A 24,684-nucleotide genomic window follows, 5' to 3' on the forward strand; every position below is an offset into this window, starting at 1 on the left:
GCACGTCGTCCACCATGTCGACTACATGGCCCCGCCGCCCGAGCGCGGGACCTTCAAGTTCGACAAGTACCAGCTCGTGATGGTGGCCCTGAGGGAATGGGCAAGCGAAAGCGGCCATCCCGTGACGGAGCACGCGCCCGACCCGATGCCGCGCGAATGGCTGGAGGCCGTCCACGACCCCGACTACGTGGCGCAGGTCTTCGCCGCCGAGGTACCGCGGGACAAGGAACGGCGGATCGGGTTCCCGGTCACGCCGCGCATCGCGAGCCGCGTGCGCCACACCAATGGCGGCACCTGGCTCGCCGCGCGGCTGGCGATGGACCACGGCTATGCCGCAAACAGTGCCGCCGGCAGCCACCACGCCCTCTACGATACAGGGGCTGGCTACTGCGTGTTCAACGACCTCGCCGTCGCCAGCAACCGCCTGATCGCGCAAGGGCATGCGCAGCGGATCCTGATCGTCGACTGCGACGTCCACCAGGGTGACGGCACCGCCGCGCTGACCGCCGGGCGCGAGGACGTCTTCACCCTGTCGCTCCACGCGGAGAAGAACTTCCCGGTCCGCAAGGCGCGCTCCAGCCTCGACGTCCCGCTGCCCGACGGGATCGACGACGACGGCTATCTCGAAGCTCTCGAGAAAGCGCTGCTCCCCGCCATGCGCGAGTTCGAGCCCGATTTCGTGTTCTACCAGGCAGGCGTCGATCCCCATCGCGACGACCGGCTGGGGCGCCTCTCGCTGACCGATGACGGTCTGGCGCGCCGGGACCGGTTCGTGGTGGAAAGCGCGCGGTCGCGCGGACTGCCCGTCGCCAGCGCGCTCGGCGGGGGATACGGGTCCGACCAGCGCGTGGTGGCTGACCGGCATGCGCGCTCGATGATCGCCATGGCGCTGGCCAATGCGCAGTTCGAAGCGCCGCGCTTTACGCCCGCTTAAGGCGGGTCGGTTATGGCCGGACGATGGTCGAGAAATATGCCCTCGGTGCGATCTTCGTCTGCGCCTTCGCCGTGTTCCTCGTGCCCATGCCGGCGGAGGACACGGGATCGCCGGCGGCCGCCGCTCCCGCCTCGAAGCCGAAAGCGGAATCGGCCTTCTTCCGCAACGCCAGCAGTTCTCCGCGCGTCGAGCGTACTTCCGCCGGGCCGGGCTGGGCCGCGGGCGAGACTGTACTGGAGCGCGAGTACGACGGGCATTTCTACGCCGACGTCCGCGTTGACGGCGGTAGCTACCGCTTCCTTGTCGACACGGGCGCGAGCATCCTGGCGCTGACGGGCGAGGATGCCGAGGCGATGGGACTGTTCTGGGACGAAAGCGACCTCTCGCATATCGGCGAGGGCGCCAGCGGCGCCGTCCGCGGTGTCCCCGTGGTCCTCGACCGCGTGGAACTCGGTGGCCACGTGGCCGAAAACGTCGAGGCAGCCATCATTCCGGACGGGCTCGGCGTATCGCTCCTGGGACAGTCGTTCCTGCAGAAGGTCGGCAAGGTGCAGATCGAGGGCGAGCGGATGGTCCTCAGCGACTGATCGGCAAGCTTCGGGATGCCGACCAAGCGTTCCGCCTGCAGGACAGAAGGTTACGGGCGGGCGCAACGCCGCATGATTTGGCGTTCACGAACCCGTTAGCCGGCCTTATGCTATGATCCGCCTATGAACAGACGTGATCTCCTCAAAACAGGGCTGGCCGCCGGGGCGACCCTCGCACTCCCTCCGACCGTCGCCGCGCAGGCGCGCACGGGTAACCCCCGCGACGCCGCACTGGCGGCGATCGCGCGCGAGCAGGTCGAAAAAGCCGGCGACCTGTTGTGGCGGCGCGACATCGTGGGCGTGGTGGATTACGGCCTTCGTTCCTCGGAAGAACGGTTCCACTTCGTCGATCTCGCTCGGGGGCAAGTGAACAGCTATCTCGTCAGCCATGGCGATGGTTCCGATCCGGAACACGATGGCTGGCTCAACTGGTATTCGAACGAGTATGGCTCGCACTGCTCGTGCGAGGGCACGTTCGTTACCTATGGCTGGTACACGGGGAAATACGGCACCTCGATCCGGCTCGACGGCCTCGATCCCACCAACAACAACGCTCTGGACCGTGCCATCGTCATGCATCGGGCCGGTTATGCCGAGCGATCCCACCTGGAACGCTGGGGCCGTCTCGGCAGGTCCAACGGTTGTTTCGCCATGGGTGACGCGGACTTCAAGACGGCCTTGTACGAGCTTGGCGGCGGAGCGGTCCTGTGGGCGGGCAGTCTCGGCCTCGCGCCCGACGGTAGCAAGGTAACGCCGCCCGCACCCGAGCCGGCCGAAAATGTGGAACCGCTGCAAAGCGATCCGCCGCAATACGGGGAAATCCTGCAGCCCGGCGTCTACTGACACCGGGCTTTAAGTGCGTGACGCCGCTCAGGCGGTGTCGCGCGGATCGTTCTCGATCGGGATGACCTGCTCGTCCGTCACGCGGCTGCGATTGGCAACGCGCGCCTTTTCGAAGCTCTCCAGCACCGCCGCATCGCGGCCGTAGATGTCGTTGAAGGTCCGCAGCTTGCCTTCGATGTCCTTCGCCATCGTGAAGTAGGTGATGTAGGCAGGCATCTGCTGCTTGAACGGAACCAGCGTGTATTCGCCGGTCTTCTGGATCGCGGCCGCCTCGTCCGCCGTCTTGCCAGCGCGCAGGATGGCCAGCGTCATGGCAAGCTCGCTCGCCCGCTCGGTACGGATGCAACCATGGCTCAGCGCCCGGTTCGCGCTGTTGAAGTAGTGCTTCGACGGGGTGTCGTGGAAGAAGATCGCGTGCCGGTTGGGCATGTGGAGCTTCATGAGGCCGAGCGAATTGTCGGGGCCCGGCTGCTGCACCACGGTGACCCAGCCGTTCTCGCCGCGCGTCGCAGCGTATCCGTTGTTCTTCGCCCAGGTCGGGTTGTTGAGCACCTTCGCGCCCAGACCTTCCCCCTGGACGATCGACTGCGGCACCGTCCAGGTCGGGTTGAACACCACGCCCTCGATGCTTTCGGCCAGCTGCGGGGTCGCAGTGCGGCCGGGTTTGCCGACCACCGTCTTGTAGGTCCGCACGATGGTGTCGTTCACGGTCAGGCGAAGCTGGTATTCAGGGACATTGGTGATGAGGTACTGGCTGCCGAGATCGCGCGGCAACCAGCGCCAGCGGTCCATGTTTGCCTGGATCAGTTTCCTGCGCGCGGGCGTAGTCGCCGAACCGAGCGCGTCGCGAAGCGCGGCGTAATCGGGGTGCTCCGGCATGATCCGCTGCAGCGCCGCGTCAATGCTCCCGCCTTCGAGGGCCTGCGCCATCAGGCGCGCGGTGGGATAGCGGTCCTGATCCGGATCGAACACGAACCACTGCTTGCGCGCCGTCATCGGTGTGCGTCCGTCGCGCAGGTCTTCGACCACCCAAGCAAAGGTGCGGCTGGCGACCATATTGAGTTCATCGCCCTGTCCGGCGGCAATCGCGGCGCGCAGTTTGGCGGGCTCGTAATCGGCGGGCTTCAGGCCTTCAGCGCCCATGCCTTCCACGATCGAAAGCAGTTCCTGCGCACTCGCGACGGACCAAACCTGGACGGCCGGGTCCTTCTTCTCGGCGATGGCGTCGAGCTGCCTTTCGACCGAGTCGGTGGCGACCGCGTCGTCTTCCACGTCGACCGCTTCACCTTCGATCTGCGCCCGTTGCGGAAGAAGGTCTTCCGGCTGGCCCGCCTGCGCGTGCAGGGTGACTGGCAGGGCAGCCGCGGTCGCGGCCAGAAGCGAGAAACGGAAAGCGAAAGTCTTGGTCACAACAGCCCCACAGCTATGCTTGAACACGGGGAATATACTCCCTCTGGATAGCTACTATCAAGCATGCCTGCTGTATCCTCGGTGAATCGTCCGGCCGGTGATGACGAAGGGCAACAGCGTGCCTAAGCACACGCCATGCGCCACCGCAGTCCGCATATCCTGCCGATCCTGGCGACGCTCGCAGGGGTCGCCGCGCTTTCGCTGATGGATGCGTTCATGAAAGGCGCCAGCCTTGCGATCGGCGCGTATAGCGCATCGCTCCTGCGATCGCTCATCGGTGCCGCGATCGCCGCGCCCCTCTGGGTCGGCGCCGGGGCGCGCTGGCCGGACCGCGCCGTGCTGAAATTGCACCTGCTGCGCGGGATCGTATCCGCCTTCATGGCGCTGACGTTCTTCTTCGCACTCACCAAGCTGCGGCTGGCGGAAGCGATCGCGATTTCCTTCGTCGCGCCGCTGATCGCACTCTATCTCGCCCATGTCCTGCTGGGCGAGACAATCAGGCGAATCGCGATCGTCGGCTCGATCCTCGGCTTTGCAGGGACGCTGGTCATCATTGGCGGGCGCGTGGGGCGCGATACCTTCGATGCCGATATCGCGATGGGCCTGTTCTCGATCCTGGTGTCCGCAATGCTCTACGCCTGGAACTTCGTGATCATCCGCCAGCAATCGCGGGTGGCGGGGCCACTTGAAGTGGCGACGTTCCATAGCGGCGTGGGCGGAGCGATCATGCTGGTCGCAGCGCCTTTCTTCCTGGTCCTGCCGGACTGGGCCGTGCTGGGCGACATCGCGGTTGCCTCCGTCCTGACCGTTTTCGGGGCCATGGCCATCGCCTGGGCCTACGCCCGCGCGGAAACGCAGGTGCTTGTTCCGCTGGAATATTCCGGCTTCCTGTGGGCCACGCTGTTCGGGTGGCTGTTCTTCGCCGAAGAAGTGACAGCAACGACCCTGCTCGGCACTTCGCTGATCGTCCTTGGCTGCTGGCTGGGCACGCGTCGCGGTCGTCCGTTGCCCGAGTCATCTTGACGCAAACCGCGTCAGAGCGCAGGTGCGCGGCACATTCAGCGTTGCCAGCCGTTGGGAGGGCGACAGTTTCATTCATGCCAGTCGAAAGGACCCGCCCATGACACAGGTCGGCAAGGACACGCTCGGAACCCGCGATACCCTCACCGTCGATGGCAAGGACTACGCCTATTACTCGCTCGCCAAGGCCGGCGAGAAGGTCGGCGACGTTTCCCGGCTGCCCTTCAGCATGAAGGTGCTGCTGGAAAACATGCTCCGCTTCGAGGACGAAGGCCACACCGTCGGGACCGAGCATGTGGAAGCGATCGCGAAATGGGCCGACAACCCGGTCCGGGGGCGGGAAATCCAGTATCGGCCGGCACGCGTCCTCCTCCAGGATTTCACCGGCGTTCCGTGCGTCGTCGATCTTGCTGCAATGCGCGATGCGATCAAGAAGCTCGGCGGGGATACGGCCAAGATCAACCCGCAGGTACCGGTCAACCTCGTGATCGACCACTCCGTGATGGTCGACGAATTCGGCCATCCGCAGGCGTTCGAAAAGAACGTGGAGCTCGAATACCAGCGCAACGAAGAGCGCTACGACTTCCTCAAGTGGGGGTCCAAGAGTTTCGAGAACTTCTCCGCCGTTCCTCCCGGAACCGGCATCTGCCACCAGGTGAACCTGGAATATATCGGCCGCGGCGTCTGGTCGACCGAGGACCAGGACGGCAACCTCACCGCCTACCCCGATACCTGCGTCGGGACGGACAGCCACACGACCATGATCAACGGTCTCGGCGTGCTGGGCTGGGGCGTCGGCGGGATCGAGGCCGAAGCGGCGATGCTCGGCCAGCCGATTTCCATGCTCATCCCCGAAGTGGTCGGCTTCAAGCTGACCGGCCAGATGGCGGAAGGCGTCACGGCGACCGATCTCGTGCTGACCTGCGTCCAGATGCTGCGCGAGCATCAGGTCGTCGGCAAGTTCGTCGAGTTCTACGGACCCGGTCTCGCCTCGCTGACGCTGGCCGACCGTGCGACCATTTCCAACATGGCGCCGGAATATGGCGCCACCTGCGGCTTCTTCGGCATCGACGACAAGACGCTCGAATACCTGCGCCTGACAGGCCGTGACGAACACCAGATCGCCCTCGTGGAAGCCTATTCGAAGGCGCAGGGCATGTGGATCGATCCGTCGATCGATCCGGTCTTCTCCAGCACCCTCGAACTCGACCTGTCCGCCGTGGTGCCCAGCCTTGCCGGACCCAAGCGTCCGCAGGACAAGGTTGCGCTTCCCCAGGTCGACGAACTGTTCAACAACGACCTGCGCGAAGTCTACAAGAAGAGCAGTCCGCACCGCGTCGATGTGGCCGGCAAGGACCACGATATCGGCGACGGGGATGTCGTCATTGCCGCTATCACGAGCTGCACCAACACCTCCAACCCCGACGTCCTCATTGCAGCCGGACTGGTCGCGAAGAAGGCACACGAGAAAGGCCTGAAGCCCAAGCCCTGGGTTAAGACCTCGCTCGCTCCGGGGTCGCAGGTGGTGACGGACTATCTCGAGAAGAGCGGCTTGCAGGACGATCTCGACGCGCTGGGCTTCGACCTGGTCGGTTACGGCTGCACCACCTGCATCGGGAACAGCGGCCCCCTGCCCGGCCCGATCAGCGACGCGATCAACACCAACGACCTAGTCGCGGCCAGCGTCCTTTCGGGCAACCGCAACTTCGAGGGCCGCGTGAGCCCGGATGTGCGTGCGAATTTCCTCGCCAGTCCGCCGCTCGTGGTCGCCTACGCCCTCAAGGGGACCGTTACGGAAGACATCACGACCACGCCGATCGGGCAGGACAGGGAAGGCAACGATGTGATGCTGGCCGATATCTGGCCGAGCAATGCCGAAATCGCCGAACACCGTGCCGCGAACATCGACCGCGAGATGTTCGAGAGCCGCTATGCCAAGGTCTACGACGGTGACGAGCACTGGCGTTCGATCAAGGCGGAAGCGAGCGACACCTACAGCTGGAATCCGGGCAGCACCTACATCGCAAATCCGCCGTTTTTCGACGGAATGGAAATGACCCCGAAACCGGTGGCCGACATTACCGGTGCCAAGCCGCTGGCGATCCTCGGCGATTCCGTGACGACCGACCACATCAGCCCGGCCGGTTCGATCAAGGAAGACAGCCCTGCCGGCGAGTATCTGAAGGAACGCCAGATTTCGAAGGCGGACTTCAATTCCTACGGCAGCCGCCGCGGCAATCACGAAGTGATGATGCGCGGCACCTTCGCCAATATCCGGATCCGCAACGAGATGGTCCCCGGCGTGGAAGGTGGATACACCATCTACAACGGCGAGCAGATGCCGATCTACGATGCCGCGATGAAGCACAAGGAAGACGGCACGCCGCTGGTCGTGATCGGCGGCAAGGAATACGGCACCGGTTCGAGCCGCGACTGGGCGGCCAAGGGCACCATCCTGCTGGGCGTGCGCGCCGTCATCGTCGAGAGCTACGAGCGAATCCACCGCTCGAACCTCATCGGGATGGGCGTTCTGCCGCTCCAGTTCCGCGAGGGCGAATCCCGCGACACGCTGGGACTGACGGCCGACGACAGCTTCACCATCAAGGGGCTCGCCAGCCTTAAACCGGGCCAAGACGTCGAGGTGGAAGTCACGCGTCCCGACGGCACCAGTGCCAGTTTCACCGCGCTTTGCCGGATCGATACGGCGAACGAGATGGAATACTACAAGAATGGCGGCATCCTGCATTACGTGATCCGCAAGCTGGCAGCCTGACAGGCGAACGGCTCCGCCTCGCCCGTTAAGCGGGCGGCAACGACGCATGGAGCAATCCTTCCCGACCGGGATCGGGGAGGATTGCCGTGCGGACAGAATACAAGTCGATCCTGATACTTGTCGCCCTGGTGTTGAGCCCGTCGCCTGCGAAGGCAAGGGAAGACCCGGCCGGAACCCGCATAGACTATAATGGCTTTGCCGCGCTCACGGCGGAAGTCGGGGGTTACCGTGAGGGTCGCCTTCTCGACCCCGAGCAATTTTTCGAAGAGGCTGCCCGCCAAGGCGCTCTGCTTCTCGACACGAGATCGGCCGACGCATTCGCGCGTGGTCACATAGAAGGCGCGGTCAACCTGCCGTTTTCCGATTTTACCGAGGCTTCGCTGGCCCGGGTTATCGGCGAAGATCGCGATCGGCCCATCTTCATCTACTGCAACAACAACTTCACCGACGATACCGAGCCCGTGGCCACGAAGAAGGCGCCGCTCGCACTCAACATCCCCACGTTCATAAACCTCTACGGCTATGGCTACACCGATGTCTGAGAGTTGGACGGAGCCATGAGCACGGCTGAGGTCGCATGGGTGTCCGCCGACTGAAGCCCTTGCGCAGCGCACGGCGACCATAGCCGGCAACGAAAAAGGGCGGCCCGCAAGGACCGCCCTTTCATTCGAGCCGTGCCGGAAGGGGGCGTCAGCCGCGGTCCTTGCCCTTGAGGTGCTTGCGGCCGAGAACGCCTGCGGCTGCCAGCCCGAAGAGGATCAGCATCGGCGGAGCCGGAACCGGCGTGCCGCCAGTCGTGCCGGGCGTCCCGGAGGTGCCGTGGCTGGTCGAACCGCCGCCACACTTGCGGCCCTTGCAGTCGCCACCGCTCGTGCTGCTCGTCATGTTGCCCGAGCTCGACGTGCTGGTGGAATTCTCGTTGTGATTGTTGTTCTCGTTCGAGTTGTTGTTCTCGTTATTGTTATTGTTGTTATTCTCGTTGTGGTTGTTGTTCTCGTTCGAGTTGTTATTCTCGTTGTGGTTGTTGTTATTATTGTTGTTGTGGTTTTCGTTGTTGTTCGACTGCTCTTGATCCTGGTTCTGGTTCTGGTTCTGATCCTGGCTCTGCTCGTTCGAGTTGTTGTTCTCGTTGTCGATGTCGATATTGCCGGAGCTGCTGGAGGACGTCGAAGTCGAGGTCGAGCTTCCGCCCGTCGAGGTCGAGGTGGAGCTACCGCCGGTCGATGTCGAAGTCGAGCTGGACCCGGTCGTGCCGCCGAAGCTGCTGTTGTCGATGTCGATATCGATATTGATGCCGTCATTGCCCGAGGTCGAGCTGCTGCCGGACGTCGATCCCGAACCGGAGGTGGTCGAGCTCACGACGACGCTGCCGCCGCTCGAACCGCCGCCGAAGAAGCCGCCGAAGAAGCCACCGCCGAAACCGCCACCGAAGCCGCCGCTTCCGCCGATGACCGTCACGCCGCCGCTTCCGCTACCGCCACCGCCGACGATCGGACCAACCGGGCCGAGCGGGAGGGGTGCAGGCACCGCCGCAAGGGCGACCTGGTAGGCAGGTGCGCAACCGTCGGCACCGCGAATGTAGCCCGCTTCGGAGTAGCTGCTGGAATAGGAACCGCCTTCCGCGTAGGCCGCTCCGCCAGCATGCGACCCGCCGCCTGCGTAGGACGCGCCGGCATGGGCCGGGCTGCCATAGGCCGCACCAGGCGCGCCCGGGCCGCCGATCGGTTCGCATTCTACCGTGCGATGGACGACGCGGCGACGCACTTCGACCGGCTCTTCGTCCGGGATGAAGCGAACGCGCTTGTCCTTGATGTAGCGAACTTCGGGCTCGCCCTTCACGCTCTCGACCTTGTCCGACTTGTAGGACGGCGCGTCGGTTACCATCGGTTCGGCGACATGGACTGCGCCACCGGCGAGGATCGCGGTGCCGGCCGCAGTGGCCGAAAGTTTTGCCAGGGCCATTTTGACGGACATGGTCGGGTTCTCTCTTTAGCCTGTGGGAAGACAGAACCGACGGCGGGTCCGCTGATTGCCACTTCCCTGTGCTCTCCAAGAACCCCAAGAACCGGCAGGTCGGCAACGCGATTAACCATCAAATGGTCGGGTGGGCGCAAAAAAATCGCTCGAAATTCGCGGTTTGGCGTGAGTTGTTCCACTATGGGACCGAAACCCGGCCAATCCTTTGCGGTGCATCAACCCTCTTCGTCAAACAGCCCCGTCTGAGCGCCTGCCGAGGGGGACGAGGGCGGCGCGAGTCCCAGATGCTGCCACCCGGCATCGTTGAGGCATCGCCCGCGCGCCGTCCGCGCGATCAGGCCGAGCTGGATCAGGTAGGGCTCGACCACCTCTTCCACCGTATCGCGCGGTTCGGCGAGCCCCGCCGCTAGCGTTTCGACGCCCACCGGCCCGCCCTTGTAGGTGGTGGCGATCATGGTGAGGTAGCGCCGGTCCATCGCATCGAGGCCGAGAGAATCGACCTCCAGCCGGGTAAGGGCGTCATCCGCCACCTTTGCCGTGATCGCGCCGTCGCCTGCCACGTGGGCAAAGTCGCGCACCCGGCGCAGCAGGCGTCCGGCCACCCGCGGCGTACCGCGCGACCGGCGTGCGATCTCCCGCGCGCCTTCCGGTTCGATCGCCATGCCCAGCTTGCCCGCGCCGCGCGTGACCACCCGTTCCAGTTCGGCGTGGGTGTAGAAGTTCAGCCGCACCGGGATGCCGAACCGGTCGCGCAGCGGCGTGGTCAGCAGGCCCTGCCGCGTGGTCGCACCCACCAGGGTGAAGGGCGGCAGGTCGATCCTCACGCTGCGCGCCGAGGGGCCTTCGCCGATGATGATGTCGAGTGCGCGGTCCTCCATTGCCGGATAGAGCACTTCCTCGACCACGGGATTGAGCCGGTGGATCTCGTCGATGAAGAGCACGTCCATCGGCTCGAGATTGGTCAGCAGCGCGGCGAGATCGCCCGCCTTGGCGATGACCGGACCGCTTGTGGCGCGGAAGCCCACGCCCATTTCCTTGGCGACGATCTGCGCCAGGGTGGTCTTGCCGAGGCCCGGCGGGCCGAAGAACAGGACATGGTCCATCGCCTCGCCCCGCCCGCGCGCCGCCTCGATGAAGACGCGCAGGTTCTCGCGCGCGGCCTCTTGCCCGACGAACTCGGCCAGCGACTGGGGCCGCAACGCCGCGTCCGGGTCCTCCGGCTGGCGGTCGGGCGAATGGAGGGGAACGGGGTCGGTCATCAAAACGGGTTCACCGTGTAGCCGTCCTGCTGCAGCAGGGCATGGGCGGTCATCGCGGAAGTGGCGACTTTCACGCCTTCCATCAGGTCGCTCGTCTCGTCCACGCCCTGGCCGACCGCGCTTTGGCCGCACACGATGATGCGCACGCCGTGGTCGAGAAGCGCGCGGACCAGTCCGGCGCTCGGGTTCTCGGCCCCGTCGAAGCGGGCGGCGTAGGCAGTCGCGTTCAGCACGTCCATCGTCGCGCCGCCATGGACGACGATCGCCGCCTGCGTCTGTGCGACCGGATGGCCGGCCCTGGCGTGCATGTTGATCAGCCGCGCGGCGCTGTTGAACGTGGTGTTGGACCGCTGACCGCTCGCCTGGCGCGCCGCATCGAACGCCACCTTGAATTGCGTATCGGCGGGGATCGTCACGGTCGATGCGATTTCGGCCGTCGCGCCGTACTCGGCAAAGACCGGCCCGTATTCGAAGCGCGAGGCGTCCGGGTCCTGCGCCATGGCAGGAGTTGTCAGGGCCATTGTGGCGAGCAGCAGCAACAGTCTCATCGCGTTCTCCATCATCCCGCCGCCCGCTTCAGGGCCACGCGGATCAGGTCGCCCTCGGTTGCGCCTTCGCCCAGTTCGGCCTGTGCGGTGGCGACGGCGCGGGCGGCCACGGCGGGCTTGAAGCCCAGGTTCTCAAGCGCGCTGACCGCATCGGAGCTGGCCCCGCCCACCGGCGCGGCGGCGCTCACGGCTCCGTTGCCTCCGCCGCCGGGCATCGCGCCCGCCTTGTCCCTCAGTTCGTTGACGATGCGGCCCGCCAGCTTCGGGCCCACACCCTGCGCGCGGGCGACCATCGCGGCATCGCCCTGCGCGCAGGCGGATTGCAGTTCGCCCGCCGAAAGGGCGGACAGGATGGCGAGCGCCACCTTGCTGCCGACGCCCTGCACGCTGGTGAGGAGGCGGAACCAGTCGCGTTCGCCAGCTTCCGCGAAGCCGAGCAGGCGCATGTCGTTCTCGCTCACCTGCAAGTCCGTATAGACCGTGCAGCCTTCGCCCTTCTCTCCCAGAGCGGAGAGCGTACGGGCCGAGCAATGGACGAGGTAGCCGACCCCGCCGACGTCGATCACCGCCCAGTCCGCGCCGGTTTCATCCAGCAGGCCTTTCAGCTTGGCGATCACGGCCGATGCGCTCCGCCAGCAAGGAGAGACATGGACCGCATGGACCACTGTCCTGGGGCAAGAAACGTCACTGAAAACCCGCGCTTTTTTTTGGGCGTTGTCGAATGGCTCGCGAGGCGGTGCATGGCGTGCAGATGGCACGAAAACCGCGTGTAGGAAAGCGCGGCGGCCTCGCAAGCCCCGGCTCGACACGTCGGGCAGGCACGGTATGGATGGCAGGCATGAGCTGGAACACGTTCGGGCGGGTCTTCCGCTTCACCACATGGGGCGAAAGCCACGGCCCCGCGATCGGCTGCGTGATCGACGGCTGCCCTCCGGGCATCGCGCTGTCGGAAAGCGATATCCAGCCGTTCCTGGATGCACGCAAGCCCGGGCAGAACAAGTTCACCACCCAGCGGCAGGAGGCCGACGCGGTGCGAATCCTGTCGGGCGTATTCGCGGACGAGGACGGGCAGCAACGGACCACCGGCACGCCGATTTCCCTGCTGATCGAGAACACCGACCAGCGATCGAAGGACTATTCGGACATCGCCGGCACCTATCGCCCGGGCCACGCCGACTACGCCTATGACGCGAAATACGGCTTTCGCGATTATCGCGGCGGCGGGCGCAGCAGCGCGCGCGAAACCGCCATGCGGGTCGCGGCGGGCGCGGTGGCGCGCCTGCTGCTGCCCGAAGTGAGCTTGCGCGCCTGGGTGAGCGAGATCGGCGGGGACAAGGTCGATCCGGCGAATTTCGACGCCGACGAGATCGCGCGCAATCCCTTCTGGTGCCCCGATGCCGAGGCCGCGAAGCGCTGGGAAACACTGGTGGACGATGCGCGCAAGGCCGGTTCCTCGCTCGGCGCCGTGGTCCAGTGCGAGGCGACCGGCGTGCCCGCCGGCTGGGGTGCGCCGATCTACGCCAAGCTGGATGCGGAACTCGCAGCCGCAATGATGAGCATCAACGCGGTCAAGGGCGTGGAGATCGGCGACGGGTTCGACGCCGCGCGGCTGACCGGCGAACAGAACGCCGACGCCATGCGGCCCGGCGAGGGCGACGAGGCCGCCCCGCGTTTCGAGGCGAACCATGCCGGCGGCATCGCCGGCGGCATTTCCACCGGACAGCCGGTGACGTGCCGCGTGGCCTTCAAACCGACCAGCTCCATCCTCACGCCGGTCGACAGCATCACGCGCGAAGGCGAAGCGGCGCAGGTGCGCACCAAGGGCCGCCACGATCCGTGCGTCGGCATCCGCGGCACGCCCGTGGTCGAAGCGATGATGGCGCTGGTTCTGGCCGATCAGAAGCTGCTACACCGGGCGCAATGCGGGTGAGGTTCGCTTTCGATCCGGTTGCGGAACCCGGCGCGACCTGACCGCCCATGCAGACCCTGCCCTCACCCGAATTCGCGATGCTGCTGACCGGCCTCCTGCTGGCGGGAACGGTGTGCGCGGGGCTGTTGACCAGCCGTATCGGCTTCCCAGCCATCGTCGGCTTCCTGGCGCTGGGTATCCTTGCCGGGGTGGAAGGGCCCGGCGGCATCGCCTTCGACGATTACCGGCTGACGCAGGGCGTGGGCATCGTGTGCCTCGCCTTCATCCTGTTTTCGGGCGGGCTCGACACGAAATGGCGGTCGGTCCGGTCCATGCTGGTCCCTGCGCTGGTGCTGGCGACGCTGGGCGTGGGCATCACCGCCGGCATCGTGGCGGTGGCGGCGATCTACCTGCTCGATTTCGCGCCCTTGCAGGCCTTCCTGCTGGGCGCGGTGGTCGCATCGACCGACGCGGCCGCCGTTTTCTCCGTCCTGCGATCGAGCGATCTCGACCTGCAGGACGAGGTGCCAGCCCTGCTGGAACTCGAATCGGGCTCGAACGACCCGATGGCGATTTTCCTCGTCACCGCATTGCTGGCCTTTACCGCAGCCACGCCCGTTTCGCCGCTGGCACTGGTACCGGAATTCGCCCAGCAGATGATCGTGGGCGCAGTGGTGGGGCTGGCCGTCGGCTATGTCCTGCCCGAAAGCCTGCAGCGCATGGGATTGCGGCAGGGAGGCCTCGCATTCGTCGTTTCCATCGCCGGGGCGTTGATTTGCTTCGGGACCGCGGATCTGCTCGGCGGGAACGGGTTCCTGGCAGTCTACGTCGCAGGCGTCTTCGCCGGAACGCGCGCCTTTGCCGCCAAGCCCATCGTGCGCACCTTCCAGGACGGGCTGGCCTGGCTGGCGCAGGTGGTCATGTTCCTGACGCTGGGTCTGCTGCTGACGCCGTCCAACCTCCTGCCGGTCGTGGGCGCAGGTATGGCGGTCACGCTGGTCCTCATCTTCGTGGCGCGCCCGCTGGCGGTGTTCGCCTGTCTGCTCCCCTTTCGCCGGTTCGATGCGCGCACGATGCTGTTCGTGTCCTGGGCAGGCCTGCGCGGCGCGGTGCCGATCGTGCTGGCGATCTTCCCCATCGTCGCTGGTGTGGAAGGCGCCTTCGCCATCTTCAACGTGGTGTTCTTCGTCGTGCTGGTTTCCAGTGTGGTGCAGGGCCCCAGCATCAACCGGGTGGCGAAACTGTTGCGGATCGGAGACGCGGCCGACCCCGCGAAAGCGCGGTCGGGAGCGTAACCGCCGCTAAAGTGCGGCTTTCCGTAAGTTCCAAATCGCTGATTGAAAATTCCGATGTTAGCAATCGCAACATATCGCTTTTGTGCACCGCAGCAGTGCCTATCTGACAGCCACGAGTTTCAACCCGAACACGGAGAAAAACCATGGGTATCATCGGAAGCCAGATCAAACCGTTCAAGGCCACCGCCTTCCAGGCCGGCAAGGACTTTTTCGAAGTCACCGACGAAGATGTGAAGGGCAAGTGGGCCGTCTTCTTCTTCTATCCGGCCGACTTCACCTTCGTCTGCCCGACCGAGCTGGAAGACCTCGGCGAGAAGTACGAGATGCTCCAGAAGATGGACGTCGAAGTGTACGGCGTTTCGACCGACACGCATTTCAGCCACAAGGCCTGGCACGACACCAGCGAGCGCGTCGGCAAGCTTAAGTTCCCGTTCCTGGGCGACCAGCTGCACACGCTGTCGAAGAACTTCGACGTACTGCGTGAAGAGATGGGCCTTGCCGATCGTGCGACCTTCGTGGTCGATCCGGACGGCGTCATCCAGATCATGGAACAGACCTGCGAAGGCGTGGGCCGCAATGCCAACGAACTGACGCGCAAGATCAAGGCCGCGCAATATGTCCGCGCCAACCCCGGCCAGGTCTGCCCGGCCGCGTGGGAAGAAGGCGAAGACACGCTGGCCCCCTCGCTCGACCTCGTCGGCAAGATCTAAGCTACAGCGACACGACTACCATGGCGGCCCGGGCCTCGCGTCCGGGTCGTCACTTCCTTTCCAATCTCCATCCGACAGGACATTCGCGCCATGCTCGACACCGCCATGACCCAGCAGCTCAAGCAATACCTCGCCAATCTGCGCGAGCCGATCGAGCTTGTCGCCACGCTGGGTGACGATGCGAAGAGCGCGCAGACGCGCGAACTGCTGGAAGAGATCGCGGCGCTGCACGACATGGTCAGCGCCGGTTTCGACGGTACGGACGAACGCGTACCCAGCTTCGTCATCCGCCGCGCGAGCGACCCGCAGAAATGGGTCCGCTTCGCCGGCCTGCCGATGGGCCATGAATTCACCTCGCTGGTGCTCGCCCTGCTGTGGGCCGGTGGCCACCCGCCCAAGGTGGACGCGGACCTTCTGGAACAGGCCGAGCGCCTGGAAGGCGATTTCGCGTTCGAGATGTTCTTCTCGCTCAGCTGTCACAACTGCCCCGACGTGGTGCAGGCGCTGACGCTGCTCGCCCTGACCAACAGCCGCGTGACCGCGACGCTGGTCGAAGGCGGCACCTTCAAGGACGAGGTCGAACGGCGCGACATCATGGCCGTGCCGGCGACCTTCCTGAACGGCGAACCGTTCTACAACGGCAAGATCGACCTCGCCGGAATCCTGGCGAAGCTCGACACAGGCGCGGACGCGCGCGAAGCCGAGAAGCTGAACGCCATGGACCCGTTCGAGGTACTGGTCGTCGGCGGCGGCCCGTCGGGCGTTTCCGCCAGCATCTATACCGCGCGCAAGGGCTTTCGGACCGGCATCGCGGCAGAGCGCTTCGGCGGCCAGCTGCAGGACACGCTCGGCATCGAGAACCTGCCTGGCACCAGCTACACCGAGGGCCCGAAGCTCTCGGACGATCTGGCGAAGCAGGTCGCGGACAACACGATCGAGCGCATGGACCGCCTGCAGGCCGAGGAGCTGGTGCCCGCCAAGGTGCGTGGCGGGCTGCACACAGTGCGCTTTGCCAATGGGGCCGAACTGAAGGCGCGGGCGCTGATCCTCGCGACCGGGGCGCGCTGGCGCAATCTGGGCGTGCCGGGCGAGCAGGAATACCGCAACAAGGGCGTCGCCTATTGCCCGCACTGCGACGGCCCGCTGTTCAAGGGCAAGCGGATCGCGGTCATCGGTGGCGGGAATTCCGGCGTCGAGGCGGCGATCGACCTTGCCAAGATCGTCGATCACGTGACGCTGCTCGAATTCGCGGACAGCCTGCGCGCGGACGAGGTGCTGCAGGCAAAGCTGCGCAGCATGGATAATGTCGACATCATCGTGAACGCGGCGACCACCCGCGTGAACGGGGACGGCAAGCGCGTAACCGGCCTCACCTACAAGGACCGCGCCACCGACGCCGAGCACGATATCGAACTGGCCGGTATTTTCGTCCAGATCGGCCTCGTCCCCAATACCGAGTGGCTGAAGGACAGCGGGCTCGCACTCAGCGAACATGGCGAGATCGAGATCGCCAAGGACGGCGCGACCAACATTCCCGGCATCTACGCCTCGGGCGATGCGACCACCGTTCCCTTCAAGCAGATCGTGGTGGCGATGGGCGCAGGTTCCAAGGCGGCGCTGGGCGCGTTCGATTACCTCATCCGCAACGAGGCGACCGACGAGGTCGCGCAGGCGGCCTAACGGTTAGCGACGCCGTTTGAGCACGAGATAAAGCGCACCGTCGCCCCCGTGGCGGCGGTGCGCTTTTCGTATGGCGGCGATGTCGCCCGCGTGCGGACCCGCGGCCAGCCAGTCGAGCATCTTGGCCCGGATCGCCCCGCGCCGCTGGCCCCTGTCCGCCGCATCGACCGGCCGCGAACGCCCCGCGATGACCAGCACCAGCCGCGCGCCCATCGTCTTCGCCTGGAACAGTCCGCTTTCGAGCCGGTGATACGCCCCGTCGAGCGTGTGCCCGTGCATGTCGAGAGTGAAGTCGGGCGCGACCTGCCCTGCCTTGAGCTTCCGGTCCCAGTGCGAATCGAGACCGCCATCGCCGCGCGGCACGGACGGGTTTGGCGGCGTGCGTGTGGGTAGGGAAAGATCGCGCCGCTTCGGCTCCGGACGCGCGACCGGGGAGGACGTAGCGGGAGCGGGTGAAGGTGGCGGCGCCGGCGCGGGGACAACCTTGCGCGGTCGCCGTGCCGGATGCAGCGGTTCGACCGTCGCCGCCAGCTTCTCCCACGCCTGCGCTTCGGCGTCGGTCAGGCCGCGCGGATGGGTCATTGCCCGCGCAGGCGGGCGAGCGTCCCTTTCGGCACCAGGATCAGCGCTTCGCCGCGACCGGTCATGCCGCCTGCGATGAGGCGCGAATCCTCGCCCGCACCCCAGAACGTATCGAACCGGTTGGTGCCCTTGATCGCGCCGCCGGTATCCTGCGCGACCCACAGGCCGTTGGCTTCCGGCCGGTCGAGTTGCAGCCAAACCGGAGCGCCATAGGGCACGAAGTTCGGATCGACCGCGACCGAGTTCTCGCGCGAAACCGCGACGCCGAGCGAGCCAAGCGGCCCGGCACCGGTCAGTTCGCGGAAGAAGATCCAGCTTTCGTTGAGGCGCATGAGATCGCGGCCCGCCTGCGGGTTCTCGCGAATATACTGCATGATGCCCTGCATGGAGCCGGAATACTTGCCGGGCCCTTCGCCCAGCAGCCCCCGCTCGCGCATAACGCCGCCGATGCCGGTATAGGCATGGCCGTTCTGGCCGGCATAGCCGATGCGCACGACATCGCCTTCGGGCGTGATGAGGCGGCCCGAACCCTGGATCTGGAGGAAGAAGACCTCGACCGGATCCGCAGCCCAGGCGATTTCCAGCCCGCGCCCTTCCAGCGCCCCGTCCTCGATTTCGGCCCGCGTGTAGTAAGGCACGTGGTTGCCGAATTCGTCCGTCCGGCCGAGCGGCGCACGCCCCTGTCGTTCGCTTTCGGGCGTGTCGGCGGGCCATGCGCGGACGAGATCCGCGGGCATCCCGTAGATCGGCACTTCGTAGCCCGGACGGCGGGTGCGAGAACCGCGGATCTCGGGCTCGAAATAGCCGGTCGCGAACGCCTTGCCGTCAGCGACGCGGACGGTTTCGAAATGGGTGACGAAGAAGGCGCGCGGATCGCCGGTCCAGCTGCGTGCCGCGTCGCACGGCACCTGCCAGTCGACGGGCCGCGTCAGGCCCGAGGCGTCTTCCCGGCTGGTCGCCCAGCCGCAGCTGCCGACGAACGCGGTCAGCGCGCCGGCTGCATCGTCGCGGCTTATCGGAAGAGCGGCGACGCCCTGCGCAGCGAACAGGGCGGTGCCCCCGGCGGTCGTCGCCACAGGGGCGATCGCCCCTCCGGCCCCGCCTGCGGGAATGACGGCACAGGCGGAAAGCAGCGCGAGGCCGCCCATCGCGAAGAGGCGAAGCGCGGCGCGCATAGTTTCGGGTCAGCCCTGGTCGGTTTCGTCGAGCAGCCAGTCCGGATCTTCCGAACGCACATCGCGCTTGAAAGTCCAGACGTCCACGCTCTCGATCGCGTCGTCAAGCGACCCGGCAACGACATTGCCGTCCCGGTCGCGCGTCACAGCCGCGATGTCGGAAACGAAGCGGACGCGGATACGCGCCGTCCTGTCGACCAGCGAAGCGGCATCGATCTTCGCATCCTCGATCCGCACCAGCGTGTTGTCGAGCGTTTCGCCCGCTTCCTCGCGCGCGGCGATCGCGGCGTCGAAACCGGCATAGACGTCTTCGTCGCACAGCTCGCGCAGCGTTTCGCGATCACCGGTCCAGAACGCTTCCAGGATCATCCCGTACGCCCCCTTCGCTCCTTCGAGGAAGGCGGTGATGTCGAACTGGCGATCCGCCGCGGCGATCGACCGCACGCCGCTTTCCACAGCCGGAAGGACTCCGGGCATTTCCTGCGGCAGCTGGCGGGCGGGCGCCAGCGCCGGCCGGGCCTGCGCAGCGTCGCGGCGCTGCTCCTCGAACCGCTTGGGAATCGATTCTTCCTCGCCCTCGTGCCGTTTGCCGAGCACCGAATAGAGCTTCATGCCCAGGAAGGCGGCAATGACGGCCAGGATGACGATCTGAATAATCACGGAAGAGTCCATACAAGTGTCCTGCGAACGGCACGGCCCGTTCCGAGCCGGAACAACCGCGCTTTCAACATGTGCCTTAAATAGGAGGCGATTACAAATGAACAACGCAGGGCGGCTTTTCGTTTCACCGCCGCCATCGCCCCCGCTGTCGCACGTTGCGGGGGGCGTGCGGCGGTGCTAGGCGCGCGGGCCGAAGACCCGATCCGGCGCGGCAGCCGCGCACAACAAGAAAGATTTCCGACATGGCCGACGAAGGCGACATCCTGACCGATCTTGACGCAGCGCAGAACAACGGTGCCAACGGGGCCGACAACCAGCCCGTGGCCGGCATCGTCTCGCAATATGTGAAGGACCTGTCGGTCGAAAACCCGAACGCGCCGGAATCCTTCCGCTGGGACCAGCAGCCGCAGATCGACCTGCAGTTCAACATCGCCGCGCGCCCGCTGGAAGGCGAAACGCACGAGGTGGAACTGAAGGTCAACGTGACGGCCAAGTCCGACAGGGGCAACGTGTACCTCGTCGAACTGTCCTATTGCGCCGTCGTCGGCATGCGCAACCTGCCGGAAGAACAGGGGCACATGTTCCTGTATGCCGAAGCGCCGCGCCTGCTGTTCCCCTTCGCCCGCCGGGTCCTTTCGGACGCGACTCGCGATGCCGGTTTCGCGCCGCTCGTCCTCGATCCGATCGATTTCAACGGGCTCTACGTCCAGCAGATGCAGCAGCGCCAGGCGCAGGGCGGCGATCCGGGCGCGATGTCGATCCCCGGTTCGGAAAACTGAGCCCATTTCCTGACGCGGGCCTGACGGCGTGAGCCTGCTCAAGAATGTCGGAACGATCGGCGGGCTGACCATGGTCAGCCGCGTCGCCGGCATGGCGCGCGAGATGATCTTCTCGCGCGTCCTCGGCGCCAATACGGTGACCGATGCCTGGTTCCAGGCCTTCATCATTCCCAACGTCTTTCGCCGCCTGTTCGCGGAAGGCGCCTTCTCCGCCGCCTTCGTGCCGATGTTCTCCAAGCGCCTGCACGGGGATGGCGGGATAGAGGATGCGCGCAGCTTCTCCGACGATGTGCTGAGCGTCTTTCTTCCGGTACTGATCGCGCTGTGCGCGGTGATGATGCTGGCGATGCCGTTCGTCATCCGCCTGCTGGGCGATGGCGGCGCGGCGCCTGCCGACTTCGCGATGGAAGTCGATTTCGCGCGCATCATGTTCCCCTACATCGTGCTGGTCAGCCTGGTGACGCTGTTCACCGGCATGCTCAATTCCGTCAGCCGCTTCGCGCCCGGGGCCAGCTTCCCGATCATCCTCAACCTGGTCCTGATCGCGGCGCTCCTCCTGGGCGACCACGCCATGGCCGAATGGGGCTGGACCGTCAGGCAGGTCGGCTACAGCCAGGCATGGGCCGTGACGGTAGGCGGCGCGATCCAGCTCGTCTGGCTCTATGTCTGGACGCGGGTCGAGGGCTTCCGCCCACGCCTCCTGTGGCCGCGCATCACACCCGAGGTGAAGCGCCTGTCGATCATCGCGCTGCCCGCCGCGATCGGCGGCGGCGCGTACCAGATCAACACGCTGGTGCAGCTCTACTTCCTGAACCAGCTGGAAAGCGGTTCGATCAGCTACATGAATTATGCCGACCGGCTGAACCAGCTGCCGCTGGGCATCATCGGCATCGCGCTTTCGACTGCCATCCTGCCCACACTTTCACGCTTCGTCAGCGCGAAGAACCGCGAAGGGGCGGACCGCATCCAGTCGGATGCGATCGAGCTGTCTATGCTGCTGACCATTCCCGCGGCCGTCGCCCTGGCGATCTGCGCCGTGCCCTTCGTCACCATGATCTTCCAGGGAGGCCGGTTCAGCCTCGATCAGGCCGTGGTGACGGGCGAGGTGCTGGGCGTGCTGGTCACGGGCCTGCCCGCCTATGTCCTCGTGAAAGTGCTGGTCCCCAATTTCTACGCCCGGTCCGATACAAGGACGCCGGTCTATGCCGCCTTCATATCGCTCGCGGTGTTCCTGGCCGTCTGCCTGGCGAACAACGGGCTCGCCTTCGGAGGACCGGTTTCGATCTTCGGCCAGTCGACAACACTGCCCGCGTTCGGGTTCGAAGGTGCGGGCTACGGCGTGGTGGGCATCGCGCTTGCCAGCGTGGTAGGGGCATGGATCAACGTCGCCTATCTCTACGCCGTACTGGTCAGGCGCGGCTATTACACGATCCCGCTGGGGCTCGTGGGGCGGGTCGGGCGGCAGGTGGTGGCGGCCGCGGCCATGGGCGCCGCCTTGTGGTTCGCCCGCGACTTGCTTACGGGCTGGTACGATGCCGGCCTGTTCGCGCGCGTAGGCGCCCTGCTCGCGCTTATCGGGTGTTCGGCGGTCGTCTATTTCGCCATCGCCTACGTGCTCGGCGCGATCGATCGCCAGCGCATCGTCACGCTGACCAGAAGAAGAGAGCCCTGATAAGCCATGCGCGTCGTTTCCGGCATCCAGCCGACAGGCAACCTCCACCTCGGCAATTATCTGGGCGCGATCCGCAACTGGGCGCGCATGCAGGACGAGCTTCCCGATGGCAGCGAGTGCCTGTTCTTCCTGGCGGACCTCCACGCGATCTCCATGCCGCACGATCCCGCGCAGTTGCGCAGCGCGACGCTGGAAATGGCCGCCGCGCTGGTCGCGTGCGGGATCGACCCGGACCGTTCGATCCTGTTCAACCAGGCGCAGGTTCCCCAGCACGCGGAACTGCAATGGCTGCTTAACGGCACGGCCCGGATCGGCTGGCTCAACCGGATGACGCAGTTCAAGGACAAGTCGGGCAAGAACCGCGAAGGCGCGAGCGCGGCGCTGTTCACCTATCCCGTACTGCAGGCGGCCGACGTGCTGGTCCATCAGGCGACCCACGTGCCCGTGGGCGAGGACCAGAAGCAGCACCTGGAACTGGCGCGCGACATCGCGGCCAAGTTCAACCACGATTTCGCATCGGAAGAGGAACCGGTCTTCACCCTTCCCGAGCCGATCAGCCCGCCCGATGCGGCCCGCATCATGAGCCTTCGCGACGGCTCGAAGAAGATGTCCAAGTCGGACCCCAGCGACATGAGCCGGATCAACCTCTCCGACGATCCGGACGAGGTGATGAAGAAGGTCAAGAAGGCCAAGACCGATCCCGAGCCGCTGCCGTCCGAGCGTGACGGACTGGAAGGGCGGCCCGAAGCGCTGAACCTCGTGACCATCTACGCCGCGCTGACCGATTCCAGCGTGGATGCGGTGCTTGCCGACCACGGTGGCGAAGGGTTCGGCGCGTTCAAGCCGGCGCTCGGCGAAGTGCTGGTCGAGACGCTGCGCCCCATCTCGGCCCGGTTCACCGACCTGCTGCAGGACCGGGAAGCGATCGATGCCATCCTGGCGCGCGGCGCTGCGAAGGCGCGCGAGCGGGCGGTGCCGACGCTGGAGGCGGCCTACTCGGCGCTGGGCTTCGTGCGCGGCGACGGAACGCGCTGAAACAGCGACGAATTCAAAATTCGTTCATTTTCCGTTCCTTATCTGTTACCCTAACGACTCGCGGCGTTGGTGGGAACGACCGTCAGAGCACAGCGCTTCTATCGGTACACACGGGAGGTGAGCGCCCCCGTTCCAAGGAACAGATGATGACACAGAACACACGCAACAGGGGCCGCATCGTCCGATGGGCGTCGGTTCCTCTTCTCCTCGCCAGCCTCGGTGCGTGCACCACGCCGTTCAGCGCCGATGTCTCGCGTTTCGAAAGCCAGCTCCCGGCGCCGCAGGGCCAGACCTTCGCCGTCGTGGCGGATGATCCCGATCTCGCCGGCGGGCTCGAGTTCGCGCAGTATGCGGACTTGGTCGAGGAAGAGATGAGCCGTCTCGGTTACAGGCAGGCCGGCTCGCCCGAAACGGCGAACCTGCTGGTCCGTTTCGATTACGGCGTCGATAACGGTCGCGAACGCATCCGGCAAAGCGCATTCTACGATCCGTGGTACGGTTACAGCCCCTACCGCTCGCGTTTCGGATACCCCTATCGCAGCCGCTTTCGCAGCTTCGGCGCCTGGGGCTACGGCTTCAGCGATCCCTGGCTCTATGGCGGCGGGCTCGACGCCACAACCGTCTATACCAGCGGCATCGACCTGAAGATCGACGATCGCGCGACCGGGCAGCGCCTGTTCGAAGGCAAGGCCGAGGCGGTCAGCCGCTCCAAGCGCCTGCCCTATCTCGTGCCTAACCTGGTCGAAGCGATGTTCACCGATTTCCCGGGTCGCTCCGGCGAGACAGTGCGCATCTCGATCAAGCCCGAAGACAGCTGATCGAACCACAGTATCGGACAAGCAAAGGCGGGCTGAAAGGCCCGCCTTTTTTGTTGACCAAACCGCCTTCGACTTTCACATCTTCGTCATGAGGGCGGGACTGTTTCTTACGATACTCGTGGCCGGGCTCGCGACGGCACAACCTGCCCATGCGCAGGGCGAACCGCATCATACCGACAAGTTCGGCGCGCCCGCCGGATGGATCAGCGGCGGATACGACAGGTCCTGCTACATCGAGCGCATCGGGGAGACCGACCTGCCCGACCTGGTCCTGCATTCCGAACCCGGGCTTGCGAACCAGCTGATCCTGCCCCTGTTCGATGCCGCCGGGGAGCCGTCGAATGCAGACCGGTTCGCCATCCGGATAGATGGCGACACCACACCGGTTCAGCGCAGCCCGCTCATCGCTTCGTCGGTGCTTCATGCGGTGGACGACCGGCTCGACCGCAAGTTGCGCACAGGCACCGAGCTGACGATCCTGGGTGACGGGAATGTCCTGCGCAGTATTTCCCTCAAGGGAAGTGCCGCTGCGATGCGGGCGTTCGACCGGTGCCTTGCAGCAGTAGCCGAAGGGCCCCTCCCGCCCACGATGCCGCTGCTGCAGACAATTCCCCCACCCCGGATGCTCGCCATCACGCCGCCCCCGATCGCGACAGCGCCGCCCATGCGTTTGGCGGCGGGGTACCCCGCCGTCCCCATCGACCGCGAGAGCTGGATCACGATCGACGACTATCCCGCGAGCGCGCTTCGCCAGCTGCAGGAAGGCCCGGTCGGTGTTTCGATGCAGATCGATAGCCTTGGGCGGGTGGAGCAGTGCGAAATCCGGAGTTCGAGCGGCTACGCCCAGCTGGACGACTGGACCTGTCGGATCCTCACAAGGCGCGCGACATTCGATCCCGCAACCGACGACAACGGCAATCCGCAGGCCGGCTCCTACGCGACCGTCGTTCGCTGGGTCCTGCCGCCGGATATCCTCGAAGAGGAAGATGAAGAAGGCGAGCCGACCTGCGGCGACTGA

At 65.7% G+C, this 24,684-nt stretch carries 23 protein-coding genes; 15 read left to right on the top strand and 8 right to left on the bottom strand.

Going from position 1 to position 24,684, the window contains the following annotated elements:
* Positions 1–25: 25 nt before the first annotated feature.
* The 3 genes from AB1K63_RS09355 to AB1K63_RS09365 all read left to right on the top strand — a co-directional run bounded on the left by AB1K63_RS09355 (position 26) and on the right by AB1K63_RS09365 (position 2,364).
* Positions 26–934: a histone deacetylase gene (locus tag AB1K63_RS09355; RefSeq protein ID WP_366960686.1), complete on the top strand. Its 909-nt coding sequence runs from the start codon at positions 26–28 to the stop codon at positions 932–934.
* A gap of 23 nt (positions 935–957) precedes the next feature.
* A complete protein-coding gene (locus AB1K63_RS09360) occupies positions 958–1,521 on the top strand; it encodes a TIGR02281 family clan AA aspartic protease (protein WP_366959839.1) in 564 nt (187 codons plus the stop codon).
* A gap of 123 nt (positions 1,522–1,644) precedes the next feature.
* Positions 1,645–2,364, top strand: a complete 720-nt coding sequence (locus AB1K63_RS09365; RefSeq protein ID WP_366959840.1) for a murein L,D-transpeptidase catalytic domain-containing protein — start codon at positions 1,645–1,647, stop codon at positions 2,362–2,364.
* Between the two features lie 27 nt (positions 2,365–2,391).
* Here AB1K63_RS09365 and AB1K63_RS09370 read toward each other — a convergent pair whose 3' ends face one another.
* Complete coding sequence (locus tag AB1K63_RS09370; RefSeq protein WP_366959842.1) at positions 2,392–3,774, bottom strand: L,D-transpeptidase family protein; 1,383 nt, start codon at positions 3,772–3,774, stop codon at positions 2,392–2,394.
* 135 nt (positions 3,775–3,909) lie between these two features.
* On the opposite strand from AB1K63_RS09370, the gene AB1K63_RS09375 reads away from it, so the two are divergent.
* From AB1K63_RS09375 to AB1K63_RS09385, 3 genes are all read left to right on the top strand, one after another.
* The gene (locus AB1K63_RS09375) at positions 3,910–4,797 is read left to right on the top strand and encodes a DMT family transporter (protein WP_366959844.1); all 888 of its coding nucleotides are present in this window, start codon (positions 3,910–3,912) and stop codon (positions 4,795–4,797) included.
* Positions 4,798–4,894: 97 nt separating this feature from the next.
* Positions 4,895–7,567: an aconitate hydratase AcnA gene (gene acnA / locus AB1K63_RS09380; RefSeq protein ID WP_366959846.1), complete on the top strand. Its 2,673-nt coding sequence runs from the start codon at positions 4,895–4,897 to the stop codon at positions 7,565–7,567.
* Positions 7,568–7,653: 86 nt separating this feature from the next.
* The gene (locus tag AB1K63_RS09385) at positions 7,654–8,109 is read left to right on the top strand and encodes a rhodanese-like domain-containing protein (RefSeq protein ID WP_366959847.1); all 456 of its coding nucleotides are present in this window, start codon (positions 7,654–7,656) and stop codon (positions 8,107–8,109) included.
* A 148-nt stretch (positions 8,110–8,257) separates the two neighbouring features.
* On the opposite strand, the gene AB1K63_RS09390 is transcribed toward AB1K63_RS09385, so the two are convergent.
* The 4 genes from AB1K63_RS09390 to ruvA form a co-directional block, all read right to left on the bottom strand.
* On the bottom strand, positions 8,258–9,529 hold the full coding sequence (locus tag AB1K63_RS09390) for a hypothetical protein (protein ID WP_366959848.1): 1,272 nt from the start codon (positions 9,527–9,529) through the stop codon (positions 8,258–8,260).
* Between the two features lie 230 nt (positions 9,530–9,759).
* Complete coding sequence (gene ruvB, locus AB1K63_RS09395) at positions 9,760–10,803, bottom strand: Holliday junction branch migration DNA helicase RuvB (protein ID WP_366959849.1); 1,044 nt, start codon at positions 10,801–10,803, stop codon at positions 9,760–9,762.
* On the bottom strand, positions 10,803–11,351 hold the full coding sequence (locus tag AB1K63_RS09400; RefSeq protein ID WP_366959850.1) for a DsrE family protein: 549 nt from the start codon (positions 11,349–11,351) through the stop codon (positions 10,803–10,805). The genes ruvB and AB1K63_RS09400 overlap by 1 nt, the downstream gene beginning before the upstream one ends.
* Before the next feature lie 11 nt (positions 11,352–11,362).
* A complete protein-coding gene (ruvA, locus tag AB1K63_RS09405) occupies positions 11,363–11,968 on the bottom strand; it encodes a Holliday junction branch migration protein RuvA (RefSeq protein WP_366959851.1) in 606 nt (201 codons plus the stop codon).
* 221 nt (positions 11,969–12,189) lie between these two features.
* Between ruvA and aroC the strand changes: the two genes are divergently transcribed.
* The 4 genes from aroC to ahpF all read left to right on the top strand — a co-directional run bounded on the left by aroC (position 12,190) and on the right by ahpF (position 16,945).
* Complete coding sequence (aroC, locus tag AB1K63_RS09410; RefSeq protein WP_366959852.1) at positions 12,190–13,281, top strand: chorismate synthase; 1,092 nt, start codon at positions 12,190–12,192, stop codon at positions 13,279–13,281.
* Positions 13,282–13,328: 47 nt separating this feature from the next.
* Positions 13,329–14,555: a potassium/proton antiporter gene (locus AB1K63_RS09415; protein ID WP_366959853.1), complete on the top strand. Its 1,227-nt coding sequence runs from the start codon at positions 13,329–13,331 to the stop codon at positions 14,553–14,555.
* 143 nt (positions 14,556–14,698) lie between these two features.
* Positions 14,699–15,265, top strand: coding sequence for an alkyl hydroperoxide reductase subunit C (gene ahpC, locus AB1K63_RS09420; protein ID WP_366959854.1), 567 nt, complete (start codon positions 14,699–14,701; stop codon positions 15,263–15,265).
* 90 nt (positions 15,266–15,355) lie between these two features.
* Positions 15,356–16,945: an alkyl hydroperoxide reductase subunit F gene (ahpF, locus tag AB1K63_RS09425; RefSeq protein ID WP_366959855.1), complete on the top strand. Its 1,590-nt coding sequence runs from the start codon at positions 15,356–15,358 to the stop codon at positions 16,943–16,945.
* 3 nt (positions 16,946–16,948) lie between these two features.
* Here ahpF and AB1K63_RS09430 read toward each other — a convergent pair whose 3' ends face one another.
* The 3 genes from AB1K63_RS09430 to AB1K63_RS09440 are packed head-to-tail and all read right to left on the bottom strand — an operon-like array spanning position 16,949 to position 19,362.
* The gene (locus tag AB1K63_RS09430; protein ID WP_366959856.1) at positions 16,949–17,527 is read right to left on the bottom strand and encodes a Smr/MutS family protein; all 579 of its coding nucleotides are present in this window, start codon (positions 17,525–17,527) and stop codon (positions 16,949–16,951) included.
* Positions 17,524–18,702 (bottom strand): murein transglycosylase A, encoded by a 1,179-nt coding sequence (locus tag AB1K63_RS09435; RefSeq protein ID WP_366959857.1) that lies wholly within the window; start codon positions 18,700–18,702, stop codon positions 17,524–17,526. The genes AB1K63_RS09430 and AB1K63_RS09435 overlap by 4 nt, the downstream gene beginning before the upstream one ends.
* A 9-nt stretch (positions 18,703–18,711) precedes the next feature.
* Complete coding sequence (locus tag AB1K63_RS09440; RefSeq protein WP_366959858.1) at positions 18,712–19,362, bottom strand: Tim44/TimA family putative adaptor protein; 651 nt, start codon at positions 19,360–19,362, stop codon at positions 18,712–18,714.
* 242 nt (positions 19,363–19,604) lie between these two features.
* On the opposite strand from AB1K63_RS09440, the gene secB reads away from it, so the two are divergent.
* From secB to AB1K63_RS09465, 5 genes are all read left to right on the top strand, one after another.
* A complete protein-coding gene (secB, locus tag AB1K63_RS09445) occupies positions 19,605–20,141 on the top strand; it encodes a protein-export chaperone SecB (protein ID WP_366959859.1) in 537 nt (178 codons plus the stop codon).
* A 28-nt stretch (positions 20,142–20,169) separates the two neighbouring features.
* On the top strand, positions 20,170–21,813 hold the full coding sequence (gene murJ / locus AB1K63_RS09450) for a murein biosynthesis integral membrane protein MurJ (RefSeq protein ID WP_366959860.1): 1,644 nt from the start codon (positions 20,170–20,172) through the stop codon (positions 21,811–21,813).
* A gap of 6 nt (positions 21,814–21,819) precedes the next feature.
* Positions 21,820–22,848 (top strand): tryptophan--tRNA ligase, encoded by a 1,029-nt coding sequence (trpS, locus tag AB1K63_RS09455; RefSeq protein WP_366959861.1) that lies wholly within the window; start codon positions 21,820–21,822, stop codon positions 22,846–22,848.
* 146 nt (positions 22,849–22,994) lie between these two features.
* Positions 22,995–23,666 carry a DUF4136 domain-containing protein gene (locus tag AB1K63_RS09460; protein ID WP_366960687.1) on the top strand — a complete coding sequence of 224 codons (672 nt, stop codon included), beginning with the start codon at positions 22,995–22,997 and terminating at the stop codon, positions 23,664–23,666.
* 88 nt (positions 23,667–23,754) lie between these two features.
* Entirely contained in the window at positions 23,755–24,684 is a 930-nt protein-coding gene (locus AB1K63_RS09465; protein ID WP_366959862.1) for an energy transducer TonB, read from the top strand.

It is taken from the genome of Qipengyuania sp. JC766, assembly GCF_040717445.1.
Taxonomy (GTDB): Bacteria; Pseudomonadota; Alphaproteobacteria; order Sphingomonadales; family Sphingomonadaceae; genus JC766.

Coding starts and splice junctions, on each gene's coding strand:
- AB1K63_RS09390 (WP_366959848.1), bottom strand. CDS start 9,529: ATGGCCCTGGCAAAACTTTCGGCCACTGCGGCCGGCACCGCGATCCTC.
- AB1K63_RS09355 (WP_366960686.1), top strand. CDS start 26: ATGGCCCCGCCGCCCGAGCGCGGGACCTTCAAGTTCGACAAGTACCAG.
- AB1K63_RS09465 (WP_366959862.1), top strand. CDS start 23,755: ATGAGGGCGGGACTGTTTCTTACGATACTCGTGGCCGGGCTCGCGACG.
- AB1K63_RS09430 (WP_366959856.1), bottom strand. CDS start 17,527: ATGACCCATCCGCGCGGCCTGACCGACGCCGAAGCGCAGGCGTGGGAG.
- secB (WP_366959859.1), top strand. CDS start 19,605: ATGGCCGACGAAGGCGACATCCTGACCGATCTTGACGCAGCGCAGAAC.
- AB1K63_RS09435 (WP_366959857.1), bottom strand. CDS start 18,702: ATGCGCGCCGCGCTTCGCCTCTTCGCGATGGGCGGCCTCGCGCTGCTT.
- acnA (WP_366959846.1), top strand. CDS start 4,895: ATGACACAGGTCGGCAAGGACACGCTCGGAACCCGCGATACCCTCACC.
- AB1K63_RS09460 (WP_366960687.1), top strand. CDS start 22,995: ATGACACAGAACACACGCAACAGGGGCCGCATCGTCCGATGGGCGTCG.
- ahpF (WP_366959855.1), top strand. CDS start 15,356: ATGCTCGACACCGCCATGACCCAGCAGCTCAAGCAATACCTCGCCAAT.
- aroC (WP_366959852.1), top strand. CDS start 12,190: ATGAGCTGGAACACGTTCGGGCGGGTCTTCCGCTTCACCACATGGGGC.
- AB1K63_RS09360 (WP_366959839.1), top strand. CDS start 958: ATGGTCGAGAAATATGCCCTCGGTGCGATCTTCGTCTGCGCCTTCGCC.
- ahpC (WP_366959854.1), top strand. CDS start 14,699: ATGGGTATCATCGGAAGCCAGATCAAACCGTTCAAGGCCACCGCCTTC.
- AB1K63_RS09415 (WP_366959853.1), top strand. CDS start 13,329: ATGCAGACCCTGCCCTCACCCGAATTCGCGATGCTGCTGACCGGCCTC.
- ruvB (WP_366959849.1), bottom strand. CDS start 10,803: ATGACCGACCCCGTTCCCCTCCATTCGCCCGACCGCCAGCCGGAGGAC.
- AB1K63_RS09365 (WP_366959840.1), top strand. CDS start 1,645: ATGAACAGACGTGATCTCCTCAAAACAGGGCTGGCCGCCGGGGCGACC.
- trpS (WP_366959861.1), top strand. CDS start 21,820: ATGCGCGTCGTTTCCGGCATCCAGCCGACAGGCAACCTCCACCTCGGC.
- AB1K63_RS09400 (WP_366959850.1), bottom strand. CDS start 11,351: ATGAGACTGTTGCTGCTGCTCGCCACAATGGCCCTGACAACTCCTGCC.
- AB1K63_RS09375 (WP_366959844.1), top strand. CDS start 3,910: ATGCGCCACCGCAGTCCGCATATCCTGCCGATCCTGGCGACGCTCGCA.